This window comes from Microbacterium sp. (genome assembly GCF_035556355.1).
Lineage (GTDB): Bacteria > Actinomycetota > Actinomycetes > Actinomycetales > Microbacteriaceae > Microbacterium.
Genome location: NZ_DATMFG010000032.1, coordinates 1 through 18,096 on the forward strand (window position 1 = coordinate 1; position 18,096 = coordinate 18,096).

Here is an 18,096-nt window from a genome sequence, read left to right on the forward strand (position 1 = left end):
GAAGCAACACGAACAGTCATCAACACCTACATGCGCGGCCCAGAGGATTACCCGCGACACCACAGAGGATCAGGGTTCCGCGTACGAACGACAGAGGTTCCGCGAACAACCCTGACCTCATGCCCTCCCACATGCGCGGTCGTCCGGTGAGGGCGGTCCACCTATGCGCGAGGGGGTGGGAGGTGTACATTGCGGCCAGATCGGCTCCGCTGGGGCAGCCGACCGAACTGGGGGCAAGGACATGGCAGACGACGTTGCGCCGGCCGGCACCGGCGGGGTGTGGCTGTGGTTCCCGACTAACAAGGGAGGGGTGCGCCGATCGGAGGTGACCTCGTTCGAGGTGGAGCGCACAGACGGCGAGTTCAAGGGCGGGCACCGGTCTTCGTTCACGATCAGGCTGTTCGGCCCGAACCTGGGCGACGGCGTGACGATGCGACCGCTGTTCTTCGGTCCGCAGCAGCTGTGCGAGTGGGTGGACATGGTGTTCCCCGGTGCGGCGTTCAGCCTCCTGCCGCCGCCGGTGGTGACCGAGGCGCCCGACTGGGAGGCGCCGGAGCAGCCCGCTCTCGCAGCCGGGGTGCGAGCCGTAGGGCATTTCGGTCATGGGCCCGCGGACGCGATCCGGGTGATCGGTAACGGACTGGCGGGCGGGAACTCGTATGAGCCGGCGCAGGGCTATCACCCACCGCCCGGGGTCACCGTCGCGATCTGACGGCGGCGACCGTCAGGTCAGCGCGCGTCGAGGGCGCGGCGGAGGACAGCTTCCGCTTCGCCTGGGTCGGTGTGCTCCCCGGCGAGGAGATCGAGGGTCTCTTCGATGAGCTCTCGGTTCACGGGACCTTGACCTTCCGGGTACCCGGTGAGGTCGTCGGTGCGGATCACGCTCAGAGACCAGGCACGGCCGCCGACGAGACGGGTGGCACGGAATGGCTTCCAAGCGGGGACCGGGATGCCGCGCGGGCTGAGCGCGACGATCGCGAACTGTCCACTGCCGGTGGCGCCAGGGCGGGCGCGGCGGAGCGCCGCCGGACCTGGTGCGGGAGGATGGCCAGGCGGCGGCGAATGCTGATGGTCATGCCGCCGCCTTCGCGAACTCGAGGACCTGCTCCTCGGAGACGGGGGTGAAGTCGTTCACGTCCACGCCCACGTTGAACATGCGACCGTCGATGCGGCGCTCACCGTGGATGTGGCCGTGCAGGAGCGGGAGGCCCTCATCCTTCGGGCGGAACTCCAGGTGGCGGTCCCGTTCGGTGTGGTCGCCCTGGTACGGGTAGTGGGACAGGGCGAGCCGGACACCGTGCAGGTCGATGGTGACGCCCTCCTCCGGCAGCACCGTGTACCCGGCCGCTTCGTAGCGGGCGCGGAACTTCTCGATATACGCGGGCTTGTTCCGACCGGCGACGGACACCCGGTCGTGGTTGCCCGGCATCAGGAACTTGATGCCGTTGAGCCCTGCAGCGCACGCCAGCGACGCGTCGAACGACCCCAGGCACAGGTCGCCCAGGGCGAAGAAGACGTCGGTGGGCGCGACGACCGCGTTGTCACGGCGGATGATGTCGCTGTCCATCGCGTCCACGTGCGGGTACGGCCGGTCGGCGTACCGGATGATGTTCGCGTGCCCGAAGTGGTGGTCGGCGGAGAACCACACGCGCACGCCGCTCGGCAACTCCAGGTGCGTCAGCAGCGTCGTCGTCATGGTGGCTCCTATGCGTTCACCAGGCGTCGGCGGCGTCCAGCATCGCGGGCACGTCCGTTCGCGCGCCCGGCCATCCGGCAGCCCACGCGTCCACCCACCTCTTCTGCGCCGCGGTCAGCTCCTTCGCCGCCTTCTTCTCCTCGGCGGTCGCTTCCTTCAGGATGAGGCGGAGACGCCGCATGATGTCCTTCTTCGTGGCGAGCGCAGCCTCGTGATGCTGGACGGCTGAGCGGTGGTCGCGGACCAGCTCGGAGACGGGCGTGTACGTGCGCTTCGCGGTCGCGAGGTCGGCTGCGAGCCTGTTCACTTCGTCCACGCGTACGGCGCGCTTGTCCTCACCCCACGTCCCCTTCTCTGTGGCCGGGGACAGCGGCTTCACACCCCGGGAGTGGCCGGAGACGGTGCCGAACTCCAACTCCTGCTCGCGGGAGATCGGCGTGCGCTCGTCGATCGCGCGGATGAGGAGGTTCAGCTGCCCGAGGAAGGTCACTGCACGGGTGCGCTCGCGGGCGGCGTGCCGGGTGGCTGCGCGCGCGGTGTCGTTCTGCGCGGACGCCGCGGTGGGGTCGCCGGTGAGGAGCCACCACACGGGACGGCGACCTGACGTGTACGCGTTCCGCTCGGCGATGAGCTGTTTGTAGTCGCGGATCCGGTCCACGTTCTCGCGGGCGAGGATGAGCTCGCGCGCCTGCTCCGGATCGAGGGCGAGGGTGTCGGTGTCCTCGTCAAGGTGGTCGTCGCCGACGGAGTACCCGACAACGACTTTCAGGCTGCCGCCGCGTTCGCGGCCTCGAGCGTCTCCTCGCCCTCCGCCGTGATCGCGACTTCGACGGCCCCGCCGAAGCCGCTCATCGCGGCCTGATCGCTGAGGCCGATCTCGCCGGCGCCGCTGATCTCGTCGAGACGGTCGGTGATCGCCTCCTTGAGCGCGAGCTGGTCGGCGTCCTTGTCGGTGTTGACGATGAAGGTGGCCGTGCCGCCTCCGCCGCCGAGCATCGACGAGAACTCTCCGCCCGATCCGGCCATCAGCATGACGTCGGTGACGCCGTCGATCTCGCCGAGCGCGTCCTCGACCTTCTCGGCGCCGTCGGAGACGGCGTCGAGGTCGGTGCCGGGCTCGAACTCCTGCGTGACCATCACCATGTTCTGGCCGGTGCTGCCGAGGAAGTCGACCTTCAGCAGCGGCACGAGCGAGACGGTGAGCACGAGCAGCAGGGCCGACGCGACGAGCGTGACGACCGGGCGCTTCTGGGTGGCGCGCAGCACCGGCGCGTAGCCGCGCTGCAGCCAGCCGTTGTGCTCCTTCTCCTCCGCCGCCTGGCGGATCTCGTCGACCGAGGCCTCGGTCTTCGGGCGGCGCAGGAACCAGTACGACAACACCGGCACGATCGTCAGCGCCACGAGCAGCGACGACAGCATGGCGATCGTCACGGTGAGCGCGAACGGCGCGAACAGCTCGCCGACCATGCCGCCGACGAGGGCGATCGGCAGGAACACGGCGACGGTGGTGGCCGTCGACGAGGTGATCGCGCCGGCGACCTCCTTCACCGCGGTGAGGATGGCGTGCACCTTCTCCTCGCCGTACGCGAGGTGGCGCTTGATGTTCTCGATGACGACGATGGAGTCGTCGACGACGCGGCCGATCGCGATGGTCAGGGCGCCGAGGGTCAGCATGTTGAGCGAGTGCCCGCCGAGGTTCAGGCCGATGAAGGTGACCAGCACCGACAGCGGGATCGAGATGGCGGTGACGAGCGTCGAGCTCACCGAGAGCAGGAAGACGAGGATCACGAGCACGGCGAAGACCAGGCCGAGCACGCCCTCGATCGCGAGGTGCTCGATCGAGTCCTCGATGAACGGGGCCTGGTCGAAGACGACGGCCAGGTCGAGCTCGTCGTGCTCGTCGGTCAGGGTGGCCATGGCATCCTCGACGCCGTGCGAGATGCCGACGACGTCGCCGTCGGGGACGGCGGTGATCGACAGCGAGAGCGCCTCCTCGCCGTTCATGCGGGTGATCGAGGTCTTCTCCTCAGTGACCACCTCGACCTCGGCGACGTCGGCGAGGGTGACGACTGTGCCGGGCTGGGTCGCGCTGGCGAGCGGGATCGCGCGCATGGCGTCGCATAATATATGCAGTACCGGCATTCACCGACGAACGCCGGGCCCGCGGGAGGTTGACCGATGACCGACGACGACGTCGTCCACGCATTCATCGCGTCGCGCCGCCGACACGACGTGAGCGAGCCGGCCGCGTGACGCTCGACGACGCCACCGCGGAACTCGTGCGGGGCCTCGCCGGCCTGGACGAGGCGCCGACCTGGACCATCGGCGCGGCCGAGGCCCGCCGACGTCGGCGCCCCCCGCGCGTCGCCACCGAACGCGACGCCGTGCATCGCGTAGAGAACACCGACGTCCCGACCGCCGGCGGCAGAACGATCCCGGTGCGCTCATTCCGACCCACGCAGACACCGCCCGGTGCGATCCTCTACTTTCCCGGCGGCGGCTGGGTGCTCGGCAACAACGACGGCAACGACGTGCTCGCCCGCCGCCTGGCGCAGGCGACCGGCCTCACCATCCACCTGGTCGAGTACAGCAAGGCGCCCGAGCATCCGTTTCCCGCCGCCGTCGAGGACGCCGCAGGAGCGCTCTCCTGGGCCGCCCGGCAGGCGACCGGCGGCCCACTGCACATCGCCGGCGACAGCGCCGGCGCGAACCTGGCGACGGTCACCGCGATCGCCGCCTGCGAAGCGGGCCCGCCGCTCGCGTCGCAGATCCTCCTTTACCCGCCGACCGACGCCGACTTCGGACGCGACTCCTACCGCGATCCCGTCACGACGACGACGATCCTGCCCGCGGAGCTCATGGCGTGGTTCTGGGAGCAGTACGTCCCCGAGCCGACGGCCCGCGCCGATCCGCGCGCGGCCCCGCTTCGCGCGCCCGCCCTCGCGGGGCTTCCGCCGACCCTCCTGATCACCGCGGAGCACGACGTGCTGCGCGACGAGGACGAGCTGTACGCACAGCGCCTCGCGGATGCGGGTGTGGAGATCACCCACCGGCGCTTCGCCGGACAGATGCACGGCTTCCTGTCGTTCATCGACATCCTTCCCGCCGCGCAGGCCGCCGTGGACGCGATCGGCCAGTGGACGAGGACGACAACCAGAAGGGATGACACATGACTGTCGCCGATGAGATCCACGACGTGGTCGTCGTGGGTGCCGGATTCGCCGGACTGTACGCGCTCAAGCGCCTGCGGGACAGCGGCTTGGACGTGGTCGGGATCGAGCGGGGCTCCGGGGTGGGGGGAACGTGGTTCTGGAACCGCTACCCCGGCGCGCGCTGCGACATCGAGAGCGCCTATTACTCGTACTCGTTCTCGGACGCGCTCCAGGAGGAGTGGGACTGGACGGAGAAATACGCGACGCAGCCGGAGATCCTCGCCTACCTCGAGCATGTGGCCGAGCGGTTCGACCTCAATCGCTACATCCGCTTCAGCGAAGAGGTCGTCTCGGCCGAGTACGACGAGGCATCGGCGACGTGGCACGTGACGACCGATCGCGGCCGGCATCTCGCCTGCCGCTATCTCGTGTTCGCGACAGGATGCCTGTCGGTGCCGAAGACCCCGGACATCTCGGGCCTCGAAGACTTCGCCGGCACGGTAATTCAGACGCACTCATGGCCGTCTAACCCGCCGGAGCTGACGGGCCTGCGCGTCGGGCTGATCGGAACAGGATCCTCGGGCATCCAGGCCGGTCCGATCCTCGCCGCGACAGCGGGCGAACTCACGGTGTTCCAGCGCACGGCCAACTTCAGCGTGCCCGCCCAGAACGCTCCCCTGGATCCGGGCTGGTGGGCGCGCACGAAGGAGCAGTACCCCGAGCTGCGTGAGCGCTCGCGCTGGTCGGCGTCCGGCTCGGTCCCGCTGGATGTCGTCCCCGTGCCCGCACTGTCCGTGTCGGAGGAGGAGCGACGGGCCCGGTACGAGGAGCGCTGGCGGATCGGCGGGATGAAGTTCCTGCAGGTGTTCTCCGACATCTACACCGACCGTGAGGCCAACGAGACCGCTGCGGCCTTCGTGCGCGCGAAGATCGCCGAGCTCGTGCACGACCCGCACGTGGCGAAGAAGCTGATGCCGACCGACCACCCGATCGGCACGAAGCGCATCTGCACCGACACCGACTACTACAGCATGTTCAACCGACCGAACGTGTCTCTCGTCGACGTCCGGAAGGAGCCCATCGTCCGCGTAGCCGCGGAGGGCGTGGTCACCGACGCACGCACCTACCCGCTCGATGTGCTCGTGCTCGCCACAGGGTTCGACGCGATGACGGGGGCACTCCTCAAGCCCGAGATCCGCGGCCGCGACGGACGACTGCTCCGCGACCACTGGAGCCACGGCCCGCGCAGCTATCTCGGGATCGCGATCTCCGGCTTCCCGAACCTCTTCACCATCACGGGACCGGGCTCGCCTGCCGTGATCAGCAACATGGTCACGTCGATCGAGCAGCACGTCGAATGGATCGCCGATCACATCGACTACCTCGATGCCCACGGCATCACCTCCAGCGAGCCGGATCCGCAGGCGGAGGAGAAGTGGGTCGAGCACGTGCGCGCCGTCGCCGACGCGACCCTCTACGGCGAGGCCGCGTCCTGGTACCTGGGCGCCAACGTCCCGGGCAAGCCGAGGGTCTTCATGCCCTATGTCGGCGGGGTCGGCGCGTACCGGGCGCAGTGCGATGCCGTGCGCGAAGACGGATATCGCGGTTTCCTGCTCGGAGCGCCGGTGAGCCTCGCCTGAGGGTCGGCGCCACCCCGAGGATCGTGGGGACGGACGGCGCGGAACGCTTGACCACCCCCTTAATACATTCTATATTTCTGACATTGAGTCACTTGGACTTGCACCCGACAGCACCAGCCCGACCACGAAGGAGTGGATCATGAGCATCCGCCCAATCACATCCCGGCGATCAGCCATGCTGCTCGCCCCGCTTGCCACAGCGGCACTGCTCCTCACGGCCTGCAGCAACCCGTCGGCCGCGCCGGAGCCCGGCTCTGAGGACGCGCCGCTGAAGGTTCTCATCATCTCAGGGGAGACCGGCGCGCTGAGCGTCAACTCTGAGGCGATGCGCCTCGGGGTCGATGCGGCCGTGGCAAGCCTGAACGAGGCCGGCGGAGTGCTCGGCCGCGAGATCGAGGTCGCGACCCTCGATGACCAGAGCGACCCCACGAGAGCGGTGACGCTTCTCCAGGAGTATGTCGCAGACCACGGCAAGCCCGACTTCGTCGCAGCCGGGCAGACGAGCAACGAGGCTCTCGCATTGGCACCGCTGCTCACGCGAGACCAGATCATCGGTATGGCCTCGGTGTCGTCGCCTGCGCTGGACAATCCGGCAGAGTACCCGTATTTCTTCAGCACCGCCGTGAAGCAAGCCGACGTGACGGCAGCCGCGGCGGCGTTCCTTGCAGATCAGGGCGACGTCGAGAAGGTGGGACTCGTCATCACGAACGACGCGCTCCGCGACGCTGTGGAGCCTGCGCTGCAGGCGGCGCTCGACGAGGTGGGGATCGAGTTGAGTGTGCACGCATTCGACCCCGAGGCGATCGACATCTCCTCCGCGTTCACCGAGGCTCGCGCGGCGGGTGCTGATTGGATCTATGCAGACGCGATCGGCACCGTCGTCCCCCGACTTTTCGAGGGTCGTGTCAAGGCGGGTGCGGAGACCATCCCGACGGTCGGAGGGTCGGGCATCGCGGTCTCACCGTTCACCGATTTCACGACCGAACAGCAGCGCGAGAACTTCTACCCGGTTCTCTATCCGCTGACGCACTACATCGCACCCGAAGACCGGTCGGACGCGCTCAACGACTTCATCAGCCGCCTCGGCGATCTCTCGGAGCTGCCCGTGACCATCAACACCCACGCGTACGGGTGGGACCAGATCATGATCTGGGCGAACGCCGTGGAGCAGGCAGGAACGGCTGACTCTGACGCCGTGCGAGACGCACTGCAGGCCCTCGAGCTCTCTGGCGCGGATGCCGCGGACCAGCCGTGGGTGCTGTGGCGCAACCTGTTCTCGGAAGACAGCCACTTCCCGCAGGTCACCGCTGAGGAGTTCGCGATCTCGCAGGTCACCGGCGAGCGCAAGGACACGATGCTGGTTCTCAAGGAAGACTGAACCAACGCCGCCGGGGGTGGGCGCGAGCGAATCGTGCCCACCCCTGAACACCTTGGAGACCTCGTGCTGGTAACTCTGATATCTGGCCTCGCGATCGGTGCGATCTATTCGCTTGTCGCGGTTGGCTACAACTTGACGTGGCTGACGTCCAAGGCGGTGAACTTCGCGTACGCTGCGTTCATCGTCACGGGGATGTTCCTCACTGCATGGATGTCGAATCTGGGCATCCCATTCCCTCTGATCTTCCTCATCCTGATCGCCGTCGGAGCGATCGTGGCTTTCGTGGAGTACATCACCGCAATTCTTCCGTTGCGCAATCGCGGCGATCACGCGGAACTCGTGACGACGGTGGGTGTGACGACCATCCTCCAGGGACTCATCTTCTTCTTCTCACCCGACGACGTCGTGCGCGTGCCGTTCTTCGGCCCGGACAGCCTGATCGATCTCCCGGGCGGCGGGCGCATCGCGCCGGCAGAGTTGGTGATCGTCCTCGTCGCGATCGTTGTGACGCTCGGCGCGCACTTCTGGTCGACGAAGACACGATCGGGTCTCGCGGCTCTCGCGCAGTCGGAGGACCGGGACGCTGCCCTCATCCTCGGAGTACGGCCGGGGCGCATCGCAGCGATCATGTTCGTGCTGTCCGGATCTCTCGGATTCGTCCTTGCGCCGTTCATCGGGCCGATCACCTTCGCGATCGTCGCGATCGCGATCACCCTCTCGATCAAGGGATTCGTGGTGCTGGCCATCGGAGGCATCGGGAGTCAGCTCGGCGCCCTGATCGCGGGCCTCGCACTCGGGGTCGTCGAGGCGATCGTCATCACCGTCGCCAGTGCCTCTTACCAGAACCTCGTCGTGTACTTCATCTTCATCGCAACTCTGCTCCTGAGACCACAAGGCATCTTCGGAGCCCGGAAGGAGCGTGCGGTATGACCGCCGAGGCCGTCCAGAAGCGTCGACCTCGACAGGGCTGGCTGCTTCCCGCCGCTTGGGTCGTCGTCACTGCCCTCTTCCTGCTCGCCCCTTCGCTGGGCTTGATCAACCTGCCGTGGATGCGGCAGATCATCCTCGTCGCGCTCCTCGCGCTGATCGTCAGTGGGCTGAATCTCAGTTTCGGGTTCGCCGGCGAGCTCTCGTTCGCCTCTGCCGCGATGTACGCGGCCGGCGCATACGCCACCGGATTCCTCGCGATGAACGTCGTGAACGATCTTGCGCTGGCGATCCTGGTCTCGTCGCTGTTCGGCCTACTACTCGGGTTGATCTCGGGCATCCCGGGACTCCGTCTGGGCGGCTGGATGCTGGCGACGTCGTCGTTCTTCCTCGTGCTGCTGGTCCCCGACATCGTCGACATCTTCCGCGACGCGCTGGGCGGGCACCAGGGCATGACCGGCATCCCGCGAGCGCAGCTGTTCGGTTTCGAGCTGGGCGACACAGGCCTCTACCTCGCGGTGATCGTGGTCACGAGCTTCTGGTTCATCCTGTACCGCAACCTCGTCGTGTCCCGTTCGGGCAATGCGCTCGCGGTCCTGCGCCAGAGCCCGATCCTCGCGTCGTCGCTGGGGATCTCCGTCTACGGGCTGAAGCTCAAGGCGTATGCGCTCGCGGGGCTGCCCGCCGCGATCGCCGGCGCGTTCTTCGCCTATCTCGACGGCTTCATCGCCCCCGAGAACTTCGGCATGAACTTCACGATCGCGATCCTCGCCGCGGCGATCCTCGGCGGCAAACGCAGCATCTACGGCGTGTTCCTGGGCGCCGCGATCATGCAGCTCGGCCCGATGCGCACCTCCCTGTTCGGCGACTTCGCGTTCATCGCCTACGGCGTCCTGCTGGTCATCGTCGGCGTGCTGCTCCCTGGCGGCATCGCCGGCGGCATCGCCGAGCTGCGCTCTCGCATCCGCGGGCGCCGCTCGACGCGCGAGACGAGCCGCCGTGCCCGAGCCGCCGCCGACAAGCCGTCCTTCGGGCCGCTGCCCGGCAAGCGCCTCGCCGTCACGGGGGTCGGCAAGACGTTCGGCGGCGTCGCCGCGTTGACCGACGTGACCTTCGAAGCCCGCCCGGGGCAGGTCGTCGCACTCATCGGACCGAACGGGTCCGGGAAGACCACGCTCCTGAACGTGATCAGCGGCTTCAACCGGGCCGACTCGGGAACCGTCGAGCTGGGAGACGAGGTGATCTCCGGAAGGGCACCGCATCGCGTCGCGGACGCGGGGGTGATGCGCACCTTCCAGACGCCGGTCATCCCCGAGATGACCGTGCGCGACGCGGTGGCGACGGCGCGCTACCGCAGCGACCGCGTGAGCATGATCGAGACGATGCTGCGGCTTCCGCGCTATCGCTCCGCTGCCCGGCGCGATAGCGCAGCGGTCGACGACGCGCTCGCCGCGTGCGGGCTGTCGGACGTCGCCGATCTGCCGGCGACGTCGCTCCCCCTCGGCACGCGACGCGTGCTCGAGCTGGCCCGCGCGCTCGTCGTCTCCCCCTCGCTCGTGCTCCTCGATGAGGTCGCGTCCGGCCTGGACGAGGAGGAGGTGCAGTCGCTCGCCGACGTCGTCCGCGCCGTGCGCGCCGCCGGCGGCACCGTTCTGCTCGTCGAGCACAACTTCTCGCTGGTCCGGGCCCTCGCCGACCACGTCGTCGTGCTGTCGCAGGGACGGCTCGTCGCGGAGGGCGCTCCGGATGAGATCGCTCATCACCCCGAGGTGCTGCATCACTATCTCGGAGAACCGGTGAGCACCGACGCTGTCGCCGCCGGCGACGCGATCCCCGACGAGGTCGACGATGGCGACCACTTCGTGCAAGAAGGAGCAGACCTTGGCCGGTGACGTCTTGGAAGTGCGCTCGGTGACGAGCGGATACGGCGACCTCACGGTCATCCGCGAGGTCTCGCTGTCCGTCGCGCCCGGCCAGATCACGGCGGTGCTGGGAAGGAACGGCGCGGGCAAGACCACCACGCTGAAGACGATCGCCGGCCTGCTGCCCGTGAACCACGGCGAGGTGATCTTCGACGGACAGACGATCACGAAGTCGCCCGCCCATTCCAGACGCGGAATGGGATTCGGCTACGTCCAGGAGAACAAGCGCATCTTCAAGAGCCGCACGGTCGAGGAGAACCTGGTGCTCGGGCTCTACCGGCTGGGCCTCGCGCGCCAGGAGGAGCAGCACAGGCTGGATGAGGTGTACGAGCGCTTCCCGATCCTCGCCGAGCGCAGGCGTCAGACCGCCGGCTACCTGAGCGGCGGCCAGCAGCAGATGCTCGCCATCGGTCAGGCGCTCCTGAACCGGCCGCGGCTGCTCATGCTGGACGAGCCGTCCACCGGGCTGGCGCCGTCGATCGTGTCGGAGGTGATGCAGACCGTGCAGCGGCTGCGCGACGAGGGGCTGGCAGTGCTCCTCATCGAGCAGGCCGTCGAGGCGGCGCTGCGCGTCGCCGACAGCGTGGTGGTGCTCGACGTCGGACGGGTCGTACACACCGGATCGTCGTCGGACGAGGGGCTGCGCGCGATCATCCAGGACGCCTACATGGCATCGCCGCCCAGCGGACGGAGCTGACGTGGTCGCTCTCGCGGGCCGGGTGGCGATCGTCACGGGGGGCGGACGCGGTCTCGGACGCGCGCACTGCCACGAGCTCGCGCGGCGCGGCGCGGCGGTCGTCGTCAACGACCTCGGCGTCTCCACGGACGGTTCGCGGACCGAGCGAACCTCCCCGGCATCGGAGGTCGTGGAGGAGATCCGCGCGTTCGGGGGCACCGCCTGGGCGCACGAGGGCTCGGTCACGGACGCCGCAGACTGCGACCGGCTCGTCGCAGAGGCCGTGGCCCGTTTCGGGCGACTCGACATCGTCGTGAATAACGCCGGCATCCTGCGCAGCGCACCTCTCGTCGAGACGTCCCCGGCGGATTTCGAGGCCGTGGTCGCCGTGCACCTGACCGGGACTTTCCTGCTCACCCGCGCCGCGGCCGTGCACTGGGCGCAACGCAGGTCCCAGGGCGAGCCGGTCTCGGGGCGCGTCATCAACACCACATCGTCCGTGGGCATGATGGGACAGCCGGAGATGGCCGCGTACGCCGCCGCGAAGGCGGGCATCCTCGGCCTGACGCTGACGACGGCCAAGGAGCTGGCCGACCTCGGTGTGACCTGCAACGCCGTGTCCCCGGTGGCGGCGACGCGCATGACGACCCACCTGCCGTGGAACGACGGCGCGGTCGGCGACCGGTACTCGCCGTTCGATCCCCGCAACGTATCCCCGCTGGTCGCGTACCTCGCCTCAGAGGACGCCTCCTGGCTCACCGGGCAGGTGCTGCGCATCGAGGGAAACTCCGTGATCCGGATGCACCCGTGGGGCCGGGGAGAGGTGTACCGCGCTTCGGATGAGGGCGGCTTTGTCACCGCCGACGAGCTCGACCGCGGACTGCGGGGCATCTACGGCGTCTTCCCGCCGGCGATGCTCTCGGACGCCACGCGGAGCGCCTGAAACCGCGTCAGACGCCCGCGGTCGCGATTTCGCGCAGCCGATGACGATCGACCTTCATCATGGCAGTCATCGGCATGCTCTCCAGCACCACGACGTCGTCCGGCGCCTTGTAGTCGGCCAGTCGCGACGAGACGAACCGCCTCAGCTCCTGCAGATCGGGCACCGCATCCCCTCGCGGCACGACGAACGCCAGGCCCCGTTCGCCGATGACAGGCGTCGGCACGCCCACCACGGCGACCTGCCCCACGGACGGATGCTCGGCGAGCACGCTCTCGACTTCGAGCGGATAGACGTTGTAGCCGCCGCGGATGTACATATCGCCGCGTCGACCGGTCAGCTCCAGCTCGCCCCCCGCCGCGATACGGCCGAGGTCGCCGGTGCGCAGCCACCCGTCGGGATCGAGCGCGGCGGCGGTGGTCTCGGGCGACCGCCAGTAGCCGCGCATGACGCAGCTGCCTCGCACCTGGATCTCGCCGACCTCCCACGCCGGCGCGGGCGTGCCGTCCGCGGCGACGACACGCACCTCCATTCCGGCCTGCGCACGGCCCACCGTGCGCGACTGCACCTCGGGGCTGTCTTCGGGGTCGGTGCCCGAGATGCTCGGCGCCTCGGTCATCGCATAGCGCACGATGAGCGGCACGCCGAGCGCGGAGGTCACGGCTTCGACGAGCTGAGGCGGGGCGGGCGCCGTCGCCGACGTCGCAAGCCGCAGGTGCGGCAGCGGGGTGTCGGCCAGTCCGTGCTCCAGCAGCTTCGCCCACTGCGTGGGGACGGCGCCGGCCACGGTGATCTCCTCCTCCTGCAGCACCGCCAGGGTCGTCGGCGCCTTCCACGGCGACGGCGGGATGACGAACGTGATGCCCCACGCGATCTGGTCCCACACCTTGGCCATGTACCCGGCATGCGCGAACGGCGTGGCGACCAGCCGACGGTCGCCCGGGGCGCTCATCACCCCCGCCGACCACACCGCCGCTCTCAGCTGCTCGTGGCCGTACCAGGCCCCCTTCGGCATCCCGGTGGTGCCGCTCGTCCAGATCACCACGGCCGGCGCGCCCTCGGGCCAGGCGGGGGGAACGATGTCGGCCACCGGACCGATGCGGGCGGCATCGAGATCGTCCGTTCCGACGCGGACGACCCCCTCGGGCGCGAGCGTCGTGTCGCCCACCACGGCGCGCGCCCCGGAGGTGCCGAGGATGGCCGCCACCTCTGTCGGCCCGAGCCGCGAGTTGATGCCCGACACGACGAGCCCCGCGCGCAGCCCACCCGCGTACGCGATCGCGAACCCGATGGACGATGGCACGTGGATCGCCAGCAGCTCACCCGGCCGGAGCCCGCGACGGTGGAGCTCGGCGGCGAAGCGCGTCGCCGCCGAGTCCCACTCGCGAAACGTCAGCACGTCGCGCGCGACCGACCTGTCGATGTATGCGGCGCGCGAGCCGAAGTGCTCGGCGGCGGCGGCGAGCGCCGTCGCCAGGTCGTCGAACTCACCCGGCAGAGGCGGCTGGGGCGCCCCCTCGCTCATGGGCGCTCGCGTCCCACGGCGGTCTCGACGAACGAGCGGTCGACGAGCTCCTCCTCCGGGATCGGCTCCGCGTACGGGGACTCGCCGAGCTCGATGAACATCTCCTGGTGCGCGTCGGTCATCCCCGTGGGCACATCCCAGTTGAAGACGAACGACGGCGTGCGGGCGATGGCATCCGCCTCGACCCCGGTGGCGGCGCTGATGATCTCGAGATTCTCCGCGTCGGCCTTGTAGTCCCCGGAGAAGTAGGTGTTGATCGTGCGGACGTAGGCGCGCACGAACGCGGCCGCCACGTCCGGGCGGTCGAGGAGCGACGGCCCGCCCCAGAACCCGCCGTTGTCGCTGCCGGCGGGAACCGACGTCGCGATCCGGGTGAAGTCCGGGTCGTCCTGGAGCTCGAGCCAGAAGGGGTCGAGGATCATCGCGGCGTCCACGGATCCGTTCTGGAGCGCGAGCACAGTGTCCGCCGGGGCGACCACGATGTACTCGAAACCCTTCATGTCGACGCCGGTCTCCTGCGCCTGGTCGAAGAGGTCGACGTTCGCCGCCGATCCCGCTCCGACGGCGCTTCCGAACTTAGTGCCCGGGCCGAGGTCGGCGACCTCGGTGTCGCCGCCGCGCGCCCACACGCCCGCGAGCGACTCCTCGGCGATCCAGCCCTGTCCGAGCAGCATCCGCATCGCGACGCCCTGCGACGCCGAGTTGTACACGCCGGCCGAGTTAGCGGACGCGATCCCGTCGAGCTGCCCGCCGGCGACCAGCGGCAGCGCGTCGCGCGTGGGGAGCACCTGGATGTCGAGATCGATGCCCTCGGCCTCGAACTCGCCCTCCTGGACGCCCACGAAGTACGGCGCGGCGTAATCACCGGTCTGCGAGGCGATCGCGATCGTCACCTTGGCCGGCTCGTCCAGCGGAACCGCCGCGGGCGCTCCGGGCTCGCAGCGGGCCGGACCGTTTTCGACATCGGATGCGAGGGAGAAGTCCGCGCCCTCGTCGCAGCCCTCGACGGCCGCGATCTCACCGCTTCCGGATGCGGCTCCGTCAGGGGTCTCCCCCGCGGGACCGGGCTGCTGGCTGCAGCCGCTCAGCAGGACCGCGACGAGCGCGGTCACGGTGGCCAGAAACCAGGTTCTCTTCATGTCTACCTCCATTGGTGGACGATCAGCAGTCGCGTGATCGGGCGTGCCTCACTTGATGAAATCGCCGTGCTTCGCCCACGGAGTGAGCAAGCGTCCCAGGCGCGAGATGACGAGCGCGAGCACGACGCCCATGATCGAGACCAGCAGGATGCCGACGTACATCTGGTCGTTCAGGAACAGCGCCCGCGAGTTGAAGATGACGTATCCGAGGCCGGTGTTGCCGACGGTCATCTCAGACGCGACGATCACCAGCACCGCGGCCGTGATCGCCACGCGCGCCGCGACGAACACCTGCGGCAGCACCGCCGGGAACATGACCCGCGTGAACGTCCGGAAGCGACCGGCGTTCAGCGATCGCGCGGCGTCGAGATAGCCGTCGGCGATGCCGCTGAACGCCTCCATCGTGTAGATCCACATGTAGAAGAAGACCGTGATGGTGACGATGAGCAGGAGCGGTGGGTCACCGAGCCCCACCATGACGATGAACACCGGCAGCAGTGCCAGTTTCGGGATCACATAGAGGGCGCTCAGGGTGGGCTCGAGCGCAGCCCGCAGGATGCGCGACGTTCCGGTCATCGCTCCGACCGCGATGCCGGTGGTCGCGCCGATGGCGAACCCGACGACGATGCGGGTGAAGGTGGCGCCGATGTCCCCCCACAGCCGGCCGGCGGAAAGGTATTCCACGGCCGACTCCACGATCCGGATCGGCGGCGTGTAGAGCACCGGATCGATCCAGCGCGCCATGGCCGCCACCTGCCAGAGCGACAGCAGCACCACCGGCACGCCGATGCCGAGCAGCGTGTACCCCGTGCGACGACGACGCGCGTGAGCCACGGCCTGCGCAGGGCTGCGGCGCGGCATGCGCACGAGCTCGTGCTGCTCCCCCGGCCCCTGCGCGACGGTCTCCATGATCGCCATCAGCGCCCGCCTCCCATCGCGACCGAGCCCTGCCGCTCCATCTGGGCGACCACCTCGTCGCGCAGGTGACGCCACAGAGCGCCTCTCATGTCGGCGAACGCGCTGGACTCGCGGACGTCCGCGGTGCGCGGACGCTCGAACGGCACGATCTGCTCATCGAGCACAGTGCCGGGCCTCGAGGTCATGACGATGACGCGATCGCTGAGCACAAGGGCCTCCTCGAGGCTGTGCGTGACGAACACGACCGTGCGATGCGATGCCTGGGCGAGCTCCAGCAGCTCGCTCTGCAGCATCTCGCGCATCTGCGCGTCGAGCGCCGCGAACGGCTCGTCCATGAGCAGGATCTCCGGATCCGTCGCGAGCGCTCGAGCGATCGCCACGCGCTGTCGCATGCCGCCGGAGAGCATCCCGGGGTACGAGCGCGCGAAGTCGCGAAGGCCGAGCCGGGTGAGCCAGTCGTATGCGCGCTCACGCGCCTCGGCTCGTCCGACGCCCCTGGTCGACAGCGCGAACAGGATGTTCTTCTCCACGGTCATCCAGGGGAAGATGCCGTAGTCCTGGAAGACGGTCGCGATCGCGGGCCGCGCGGGGTCGGCGACGCGCACCCGCATGACGCCCTCCGTGGGCTCCACGAGCCCGGCCGCCAGCTTCACGAAGGTCGACTTGCCGCAGCCGGAGGGCCCCACCAGGGACACGAACTCGCCTTCTGCGATCGCGAGGTCCAGGGGGCCGAGCGCGGGCACGGCTCCTTGTCCGGTGCCGAACGACTTGGTGAGGCCGATGGCTTCGATCTTCGGAGCGGGAACCGCGGGGGACGGTGCCGATGCGGTTGCCGAGGCAGGGTCGTGCACGTTGAGACTCCCTTGTCCAGAGCGGTCGCGCCGCTGCGCCGTTCGGAGCGATCGACATGACCTGCTCGTTTTATATATAACGTATTATGCATCGCAAGCAAAGAGGTTGGGCCGAAATGGCCCCACCGCCCTCAGCGACGAGGGCGGGCCGGAGATCGAGCAGCCGATCGGGCTGGTGAGGGCGTGCGGCATGGACCTTGAGGACTTCATCGCGAGCGGTCTCAGCGACGACGAGCTGAGAGAGGCCGTCGACCAGGCGCACATCGCGTCCCTCCTCACGACGCTGGCCGCGTTGACGGGCGACGACACGCTGATCCGGGACGAGTTTCGCCCCACGGGCGGCGCCGTGAGCCTCACCCTGGATCCGCACGGCGGGCTCGCCGAGGATCGGCTGGCGGAGGCGCGTGCCGCGGCGTTCGAGGCGCTGCGACGACTGCGCGACGCGCCGCGTCCTCCCGCGCAGCCGTCGCCCGAGCGCCTCGAGCGCCTGATGCGCTTCATCACCGGCCCCGTCGACAGCGCGTACCGCCCGCTGATGGAGCACGAGCTCGGCCTCGCCGAGGATGCCGGCGCGCCGCGCTGGCACGCCGACGAGCTCCACCCCGGCTCGCCGGTGCGTGCGCTCGTGGTCGGTGCCGGCCTGTCGGGCATCGCCGCCGGCCATCGGCTGCTCCAGGCGGGGCTCGTGGTGACCATCGTCGAGCGCAACGCGGACGTCGGCGGCGTGTGGCTCGAGAACGACTACCCCGGAGCGCGCCTCGACACGAGCAACTTCACCTACAGCTACTCGTTCGCGCAGCACGGCGGGTGGCGCAAGCGGTACTCGCCGCGCGACGAGATCCTCGGCTACCTCCGGGACGTCGCCGACCGATTCGGCATCCGTGAGCGGGTGCGCTTCAGAACGCGCGTCACCGCGCTGCGATGGGATGACGAGGCGCGCCTGTGGCACGCCACGACCCGCGACGAGCACGGCGTCGAGAGCGAGCTGCAGGCCGAGTTCGTCATCTCGGCCGTGGGTCAGCTCAACGAGCCGCTGATCCCGGACATCCCCGGCGCCGCGACGTTCCGCGGCCCGGCCTTCCATACGGCCCGCTGGGATCACTCGGCGCCGATCGACGGCGCTCGCGTGGGCGTCATCGGCACCGGCGCGAGCGCCTTCCAGGTGATCCCCCAGGTCGCGCGCACGGCGGGCGAGGTGGTCGTGTTCCAGCGGACGCCCGCCTGGGTGATCCCGACGCCGCGGTACAACGCCGACATCGAGCCCGGGCTGCACCTGCTGCTCGAGCGACTGCCGCAGTACCACCGCTGGTATCGGTTCGCGCAGTTCTGGAA

Annotated in this window: 17 protein-coding genes; 9 read left to right on the top strand and 8 right to left on the bottom strand. The window is 69.1% G+C overall.

Translation table 11 applies throughout. The features are described 5' to 3' along the window. Positions 1-241: 241 nt before the first annotated feature. Positions 242-712, top strand: a complete 471-nt coding sequence (locus tag VNR19_RS08860; protein WP_325725920.1) for a hypothetical protein — start codon at positions 242-244, stop codon at positions 710-712. A 17-nt stretch (positions 713-729) separates the two neighbouring features. Here the strand turns inward: VNR19_RS08860 and VNR19_RS08865 are convergent, their stop codons facing one another. From VNR19_RS08865 to VNR19_RS08880, 4 genes are all read right to left on the bottom strand, one after another. Next, positions 730-882: a hypothetical protein gene (locus VNR19_RS08865; RefSeq protein ID WP_325725922.1), complete on the bottom strand. Its 153-nt coding sequence runs from the start codon at positions 880-882 to the stop codon at positions 730-732. Positions 883-1,072: 190 nt separating this feature from the next. Beyond that, positions 1,073-1,696 (bottom strand): hypothetical protein, encoded by a 624-nt coding sequence (locus tag VNR19_RS08870; RefSeq protein WP_325725924.1) that lies wholly within the window; start codon positions 1,694-1,696, stop codon positions 1,073-1,075. Positions 1,697-1,712: 16 nt separating this feature from the next. Continuing rightward, a complete protein-coding gene (locus VNR19_RS08875; RefSeq protein WP_325725926.1) occupies positions 1,713-2,354 on the bottom strand; it encodes a hypothetical protein in 642 nt (213 codons plus the stop codon). Positions 2,355-2,461: 107 nt separating this feature from the next. Then, the gene (locus VNR19_RS08880) at positions 2,462-3,808 is read right to left on the bottom strand and encodes an efflux RND transporter permease subunit (protein ID WP_325725928.1); all 1,347 of its coding nucleotides are present in this window, start codon (positions 3,806-3,808) and stop codon (positions 2,462-2,464) included. 137 nt (positions 3,809-3,945) lie between these two features. Between VNR19_RS08880 and VNR19_RS08885 the strand changes: the two genes are divergently transcribed. The 7 genes from VNR19_RS08885 (at position 3,946) to VNR19_RS08915 (ending at position 12,334) form a co-directional block, all read left to right on the top strand. Next, positions 3,946-4,869, top strand: a complete 924-nt coding sequence (locus VNR19_RS08885; protein ID WP_325725930.1) for an alpha/beta hydrolase — start codon at positions 3,946-3,948, stop codon at positions 4,867-4,869. Further along, positions 4,866-6,488, top strand: a complete 1,623-nt coding sequence (locus tag VNR19_RS08890; protein WP_325725932.1) for a flavin-containing monooxygenase — start codon at positions 4,866-4,868, stop codon at positions 6,486-6,488. Before VNR19_RS08885 ends, VNR19_RS08890 begins: the two co-directional genes overlap by 4 nt. Positions 6,489-6,627: 139 nt before the next feature. Continuing rightward, entirely contained in the window at positions 6,628-7,866 is a 1,239-nt protein-coding gene (locus VNR19_RS08895) for an ABC transporter substrate-binding protein (RefSeq protein ID WP_325725934.1), read from the top strand. A gap of 63 nt (positions 7,867-7,929) precedes the next feature. Beyond that, positions 7,930-8,796: a branched-chain amino acid ABC transporter permease gene (locus tag VNR19_RS08900; RefSeq protein WP_325725936.1), complete on the top strand. Its 867-nt coding sequence runs from the start codon at positions 7,930-7,932 to the stop codon at positions 8,794-8,796. Further along, complete coding sequence (locus VNR19_RS08905) at positions 8,793-10,685, top strand: branched-chain amino acid ABC transporter ATP-binding protein/permease (RefSeq protein ID WP_325725938.1); 1,893 nt, start codon at positions 8,793-8,795, stop codon at positions 10,683-10,685. The genes VNR19_RS08900 and VNR19_RS08905 overlap by 4 nt, the downstream gene beginning before the upstream one ends. After that, positions 10,675-11,412 (top strand): ABC transporter ATP-binding protein, encoded by a 738-nt coding sequence (locus VNR19_RS08910; protein WP_325725940.1) that lies wholly within the window; start codon positions 10,675-10,677, stop codon positions 11,410-11,412. Before VNR19_RS08905 ends, VNR19_RS08910 begins: the two co-directional genes overlap by 11 nt. 1 nt (position 11,413) lies before the next feature. Further along, the gene (locus VNR19_RS08915; RefSeq protein WP_325725942.1) at positions 11,414-12,334 is read left to right on the top strand and encodes an SDR family NAD(P)-dependent oxidoreductase; all 921 of its coding nucleotides are present in this window, start codon (positions 11,414-11,416) and stop codon (positions 12,332-12,334) included. A 7-nt stretch (positions 12,335-12,341) separates the two neighbouring features. Here VNR19_RS08915 and VNR19_RS08920 read toward each other — a convergent pair whose 3' ends face one another. Genes VNR19_RS08920 through VNR19_RS08935 form a run of 4 tightly spaced genes read right to left on the bottom strand, consistent with a single transcriptional unit; the run spans position 12,342 to position 16,656 of the window. After that, positions 12,342-13,856, bottom strand: coding sequence for a class I adenylate-forming enzyme family protein (locus VNR19_RS08920; RefSeq protein ID WP_325725944.1), 1,515 nt, complete (start codon positions 13,854-13,856; stop codon positions 12,342-12,344). Next, positions 13,853-14,995 (bottom strand): ABC transporter substrate-binding protein, encoded by a 1,143-nt coding sequence (locus VNR19_RS08925; RefSeq protein WP_325725946.1) that lies wholly within the window; start codon positions 14,993-14,995, stop codon positions 13,853-13,855. Before VNR19_RS08925 ends, VNR19_RS08920 begins: the two co-directional genes overlap by 4 nt. A gap of 48 nt (positions 14,996-15,043) precedes the next feature. Then, positions 15,044-15,913 (bottom strand): ABC transporter permease, encoded by an 870-nt coding sequence (locus VNR19_RS08930; RefSeq protein WP_325725948.1) that lies wholly within the window; start codon positions 15,911-15,913, stop codon positions 15,044-15,046. Then, positions 15,913-16,656, bottom strand: a complete 744-nt coding sequence (locus VNR19_RS08935; protein ID WP_325725950.1) for an ABC transporter ATP-binding protein — start codon at positions 16,654-16,656, stop codon at positions 15,913-15,915. The genes VNR19_RS08930 and VNR19_RS08935 overlap by 1 nt, the downstream gene beginning before the upstream one ends. 298 nt (positions 16,657-16,954) lie before the next feature. On the opposite strand from VNR19_RS08935, the gene VNR19_RS08940 reads away from it, so the two are divergent. Beyond that, the coding region (locus VNR19_RS08940) for a flavin-containing monooxygenase (RefSeq protein WP_325725952.1) at positions 16,955-18,096 on the top strand (1,142 nt) is incomplete at its 3' end.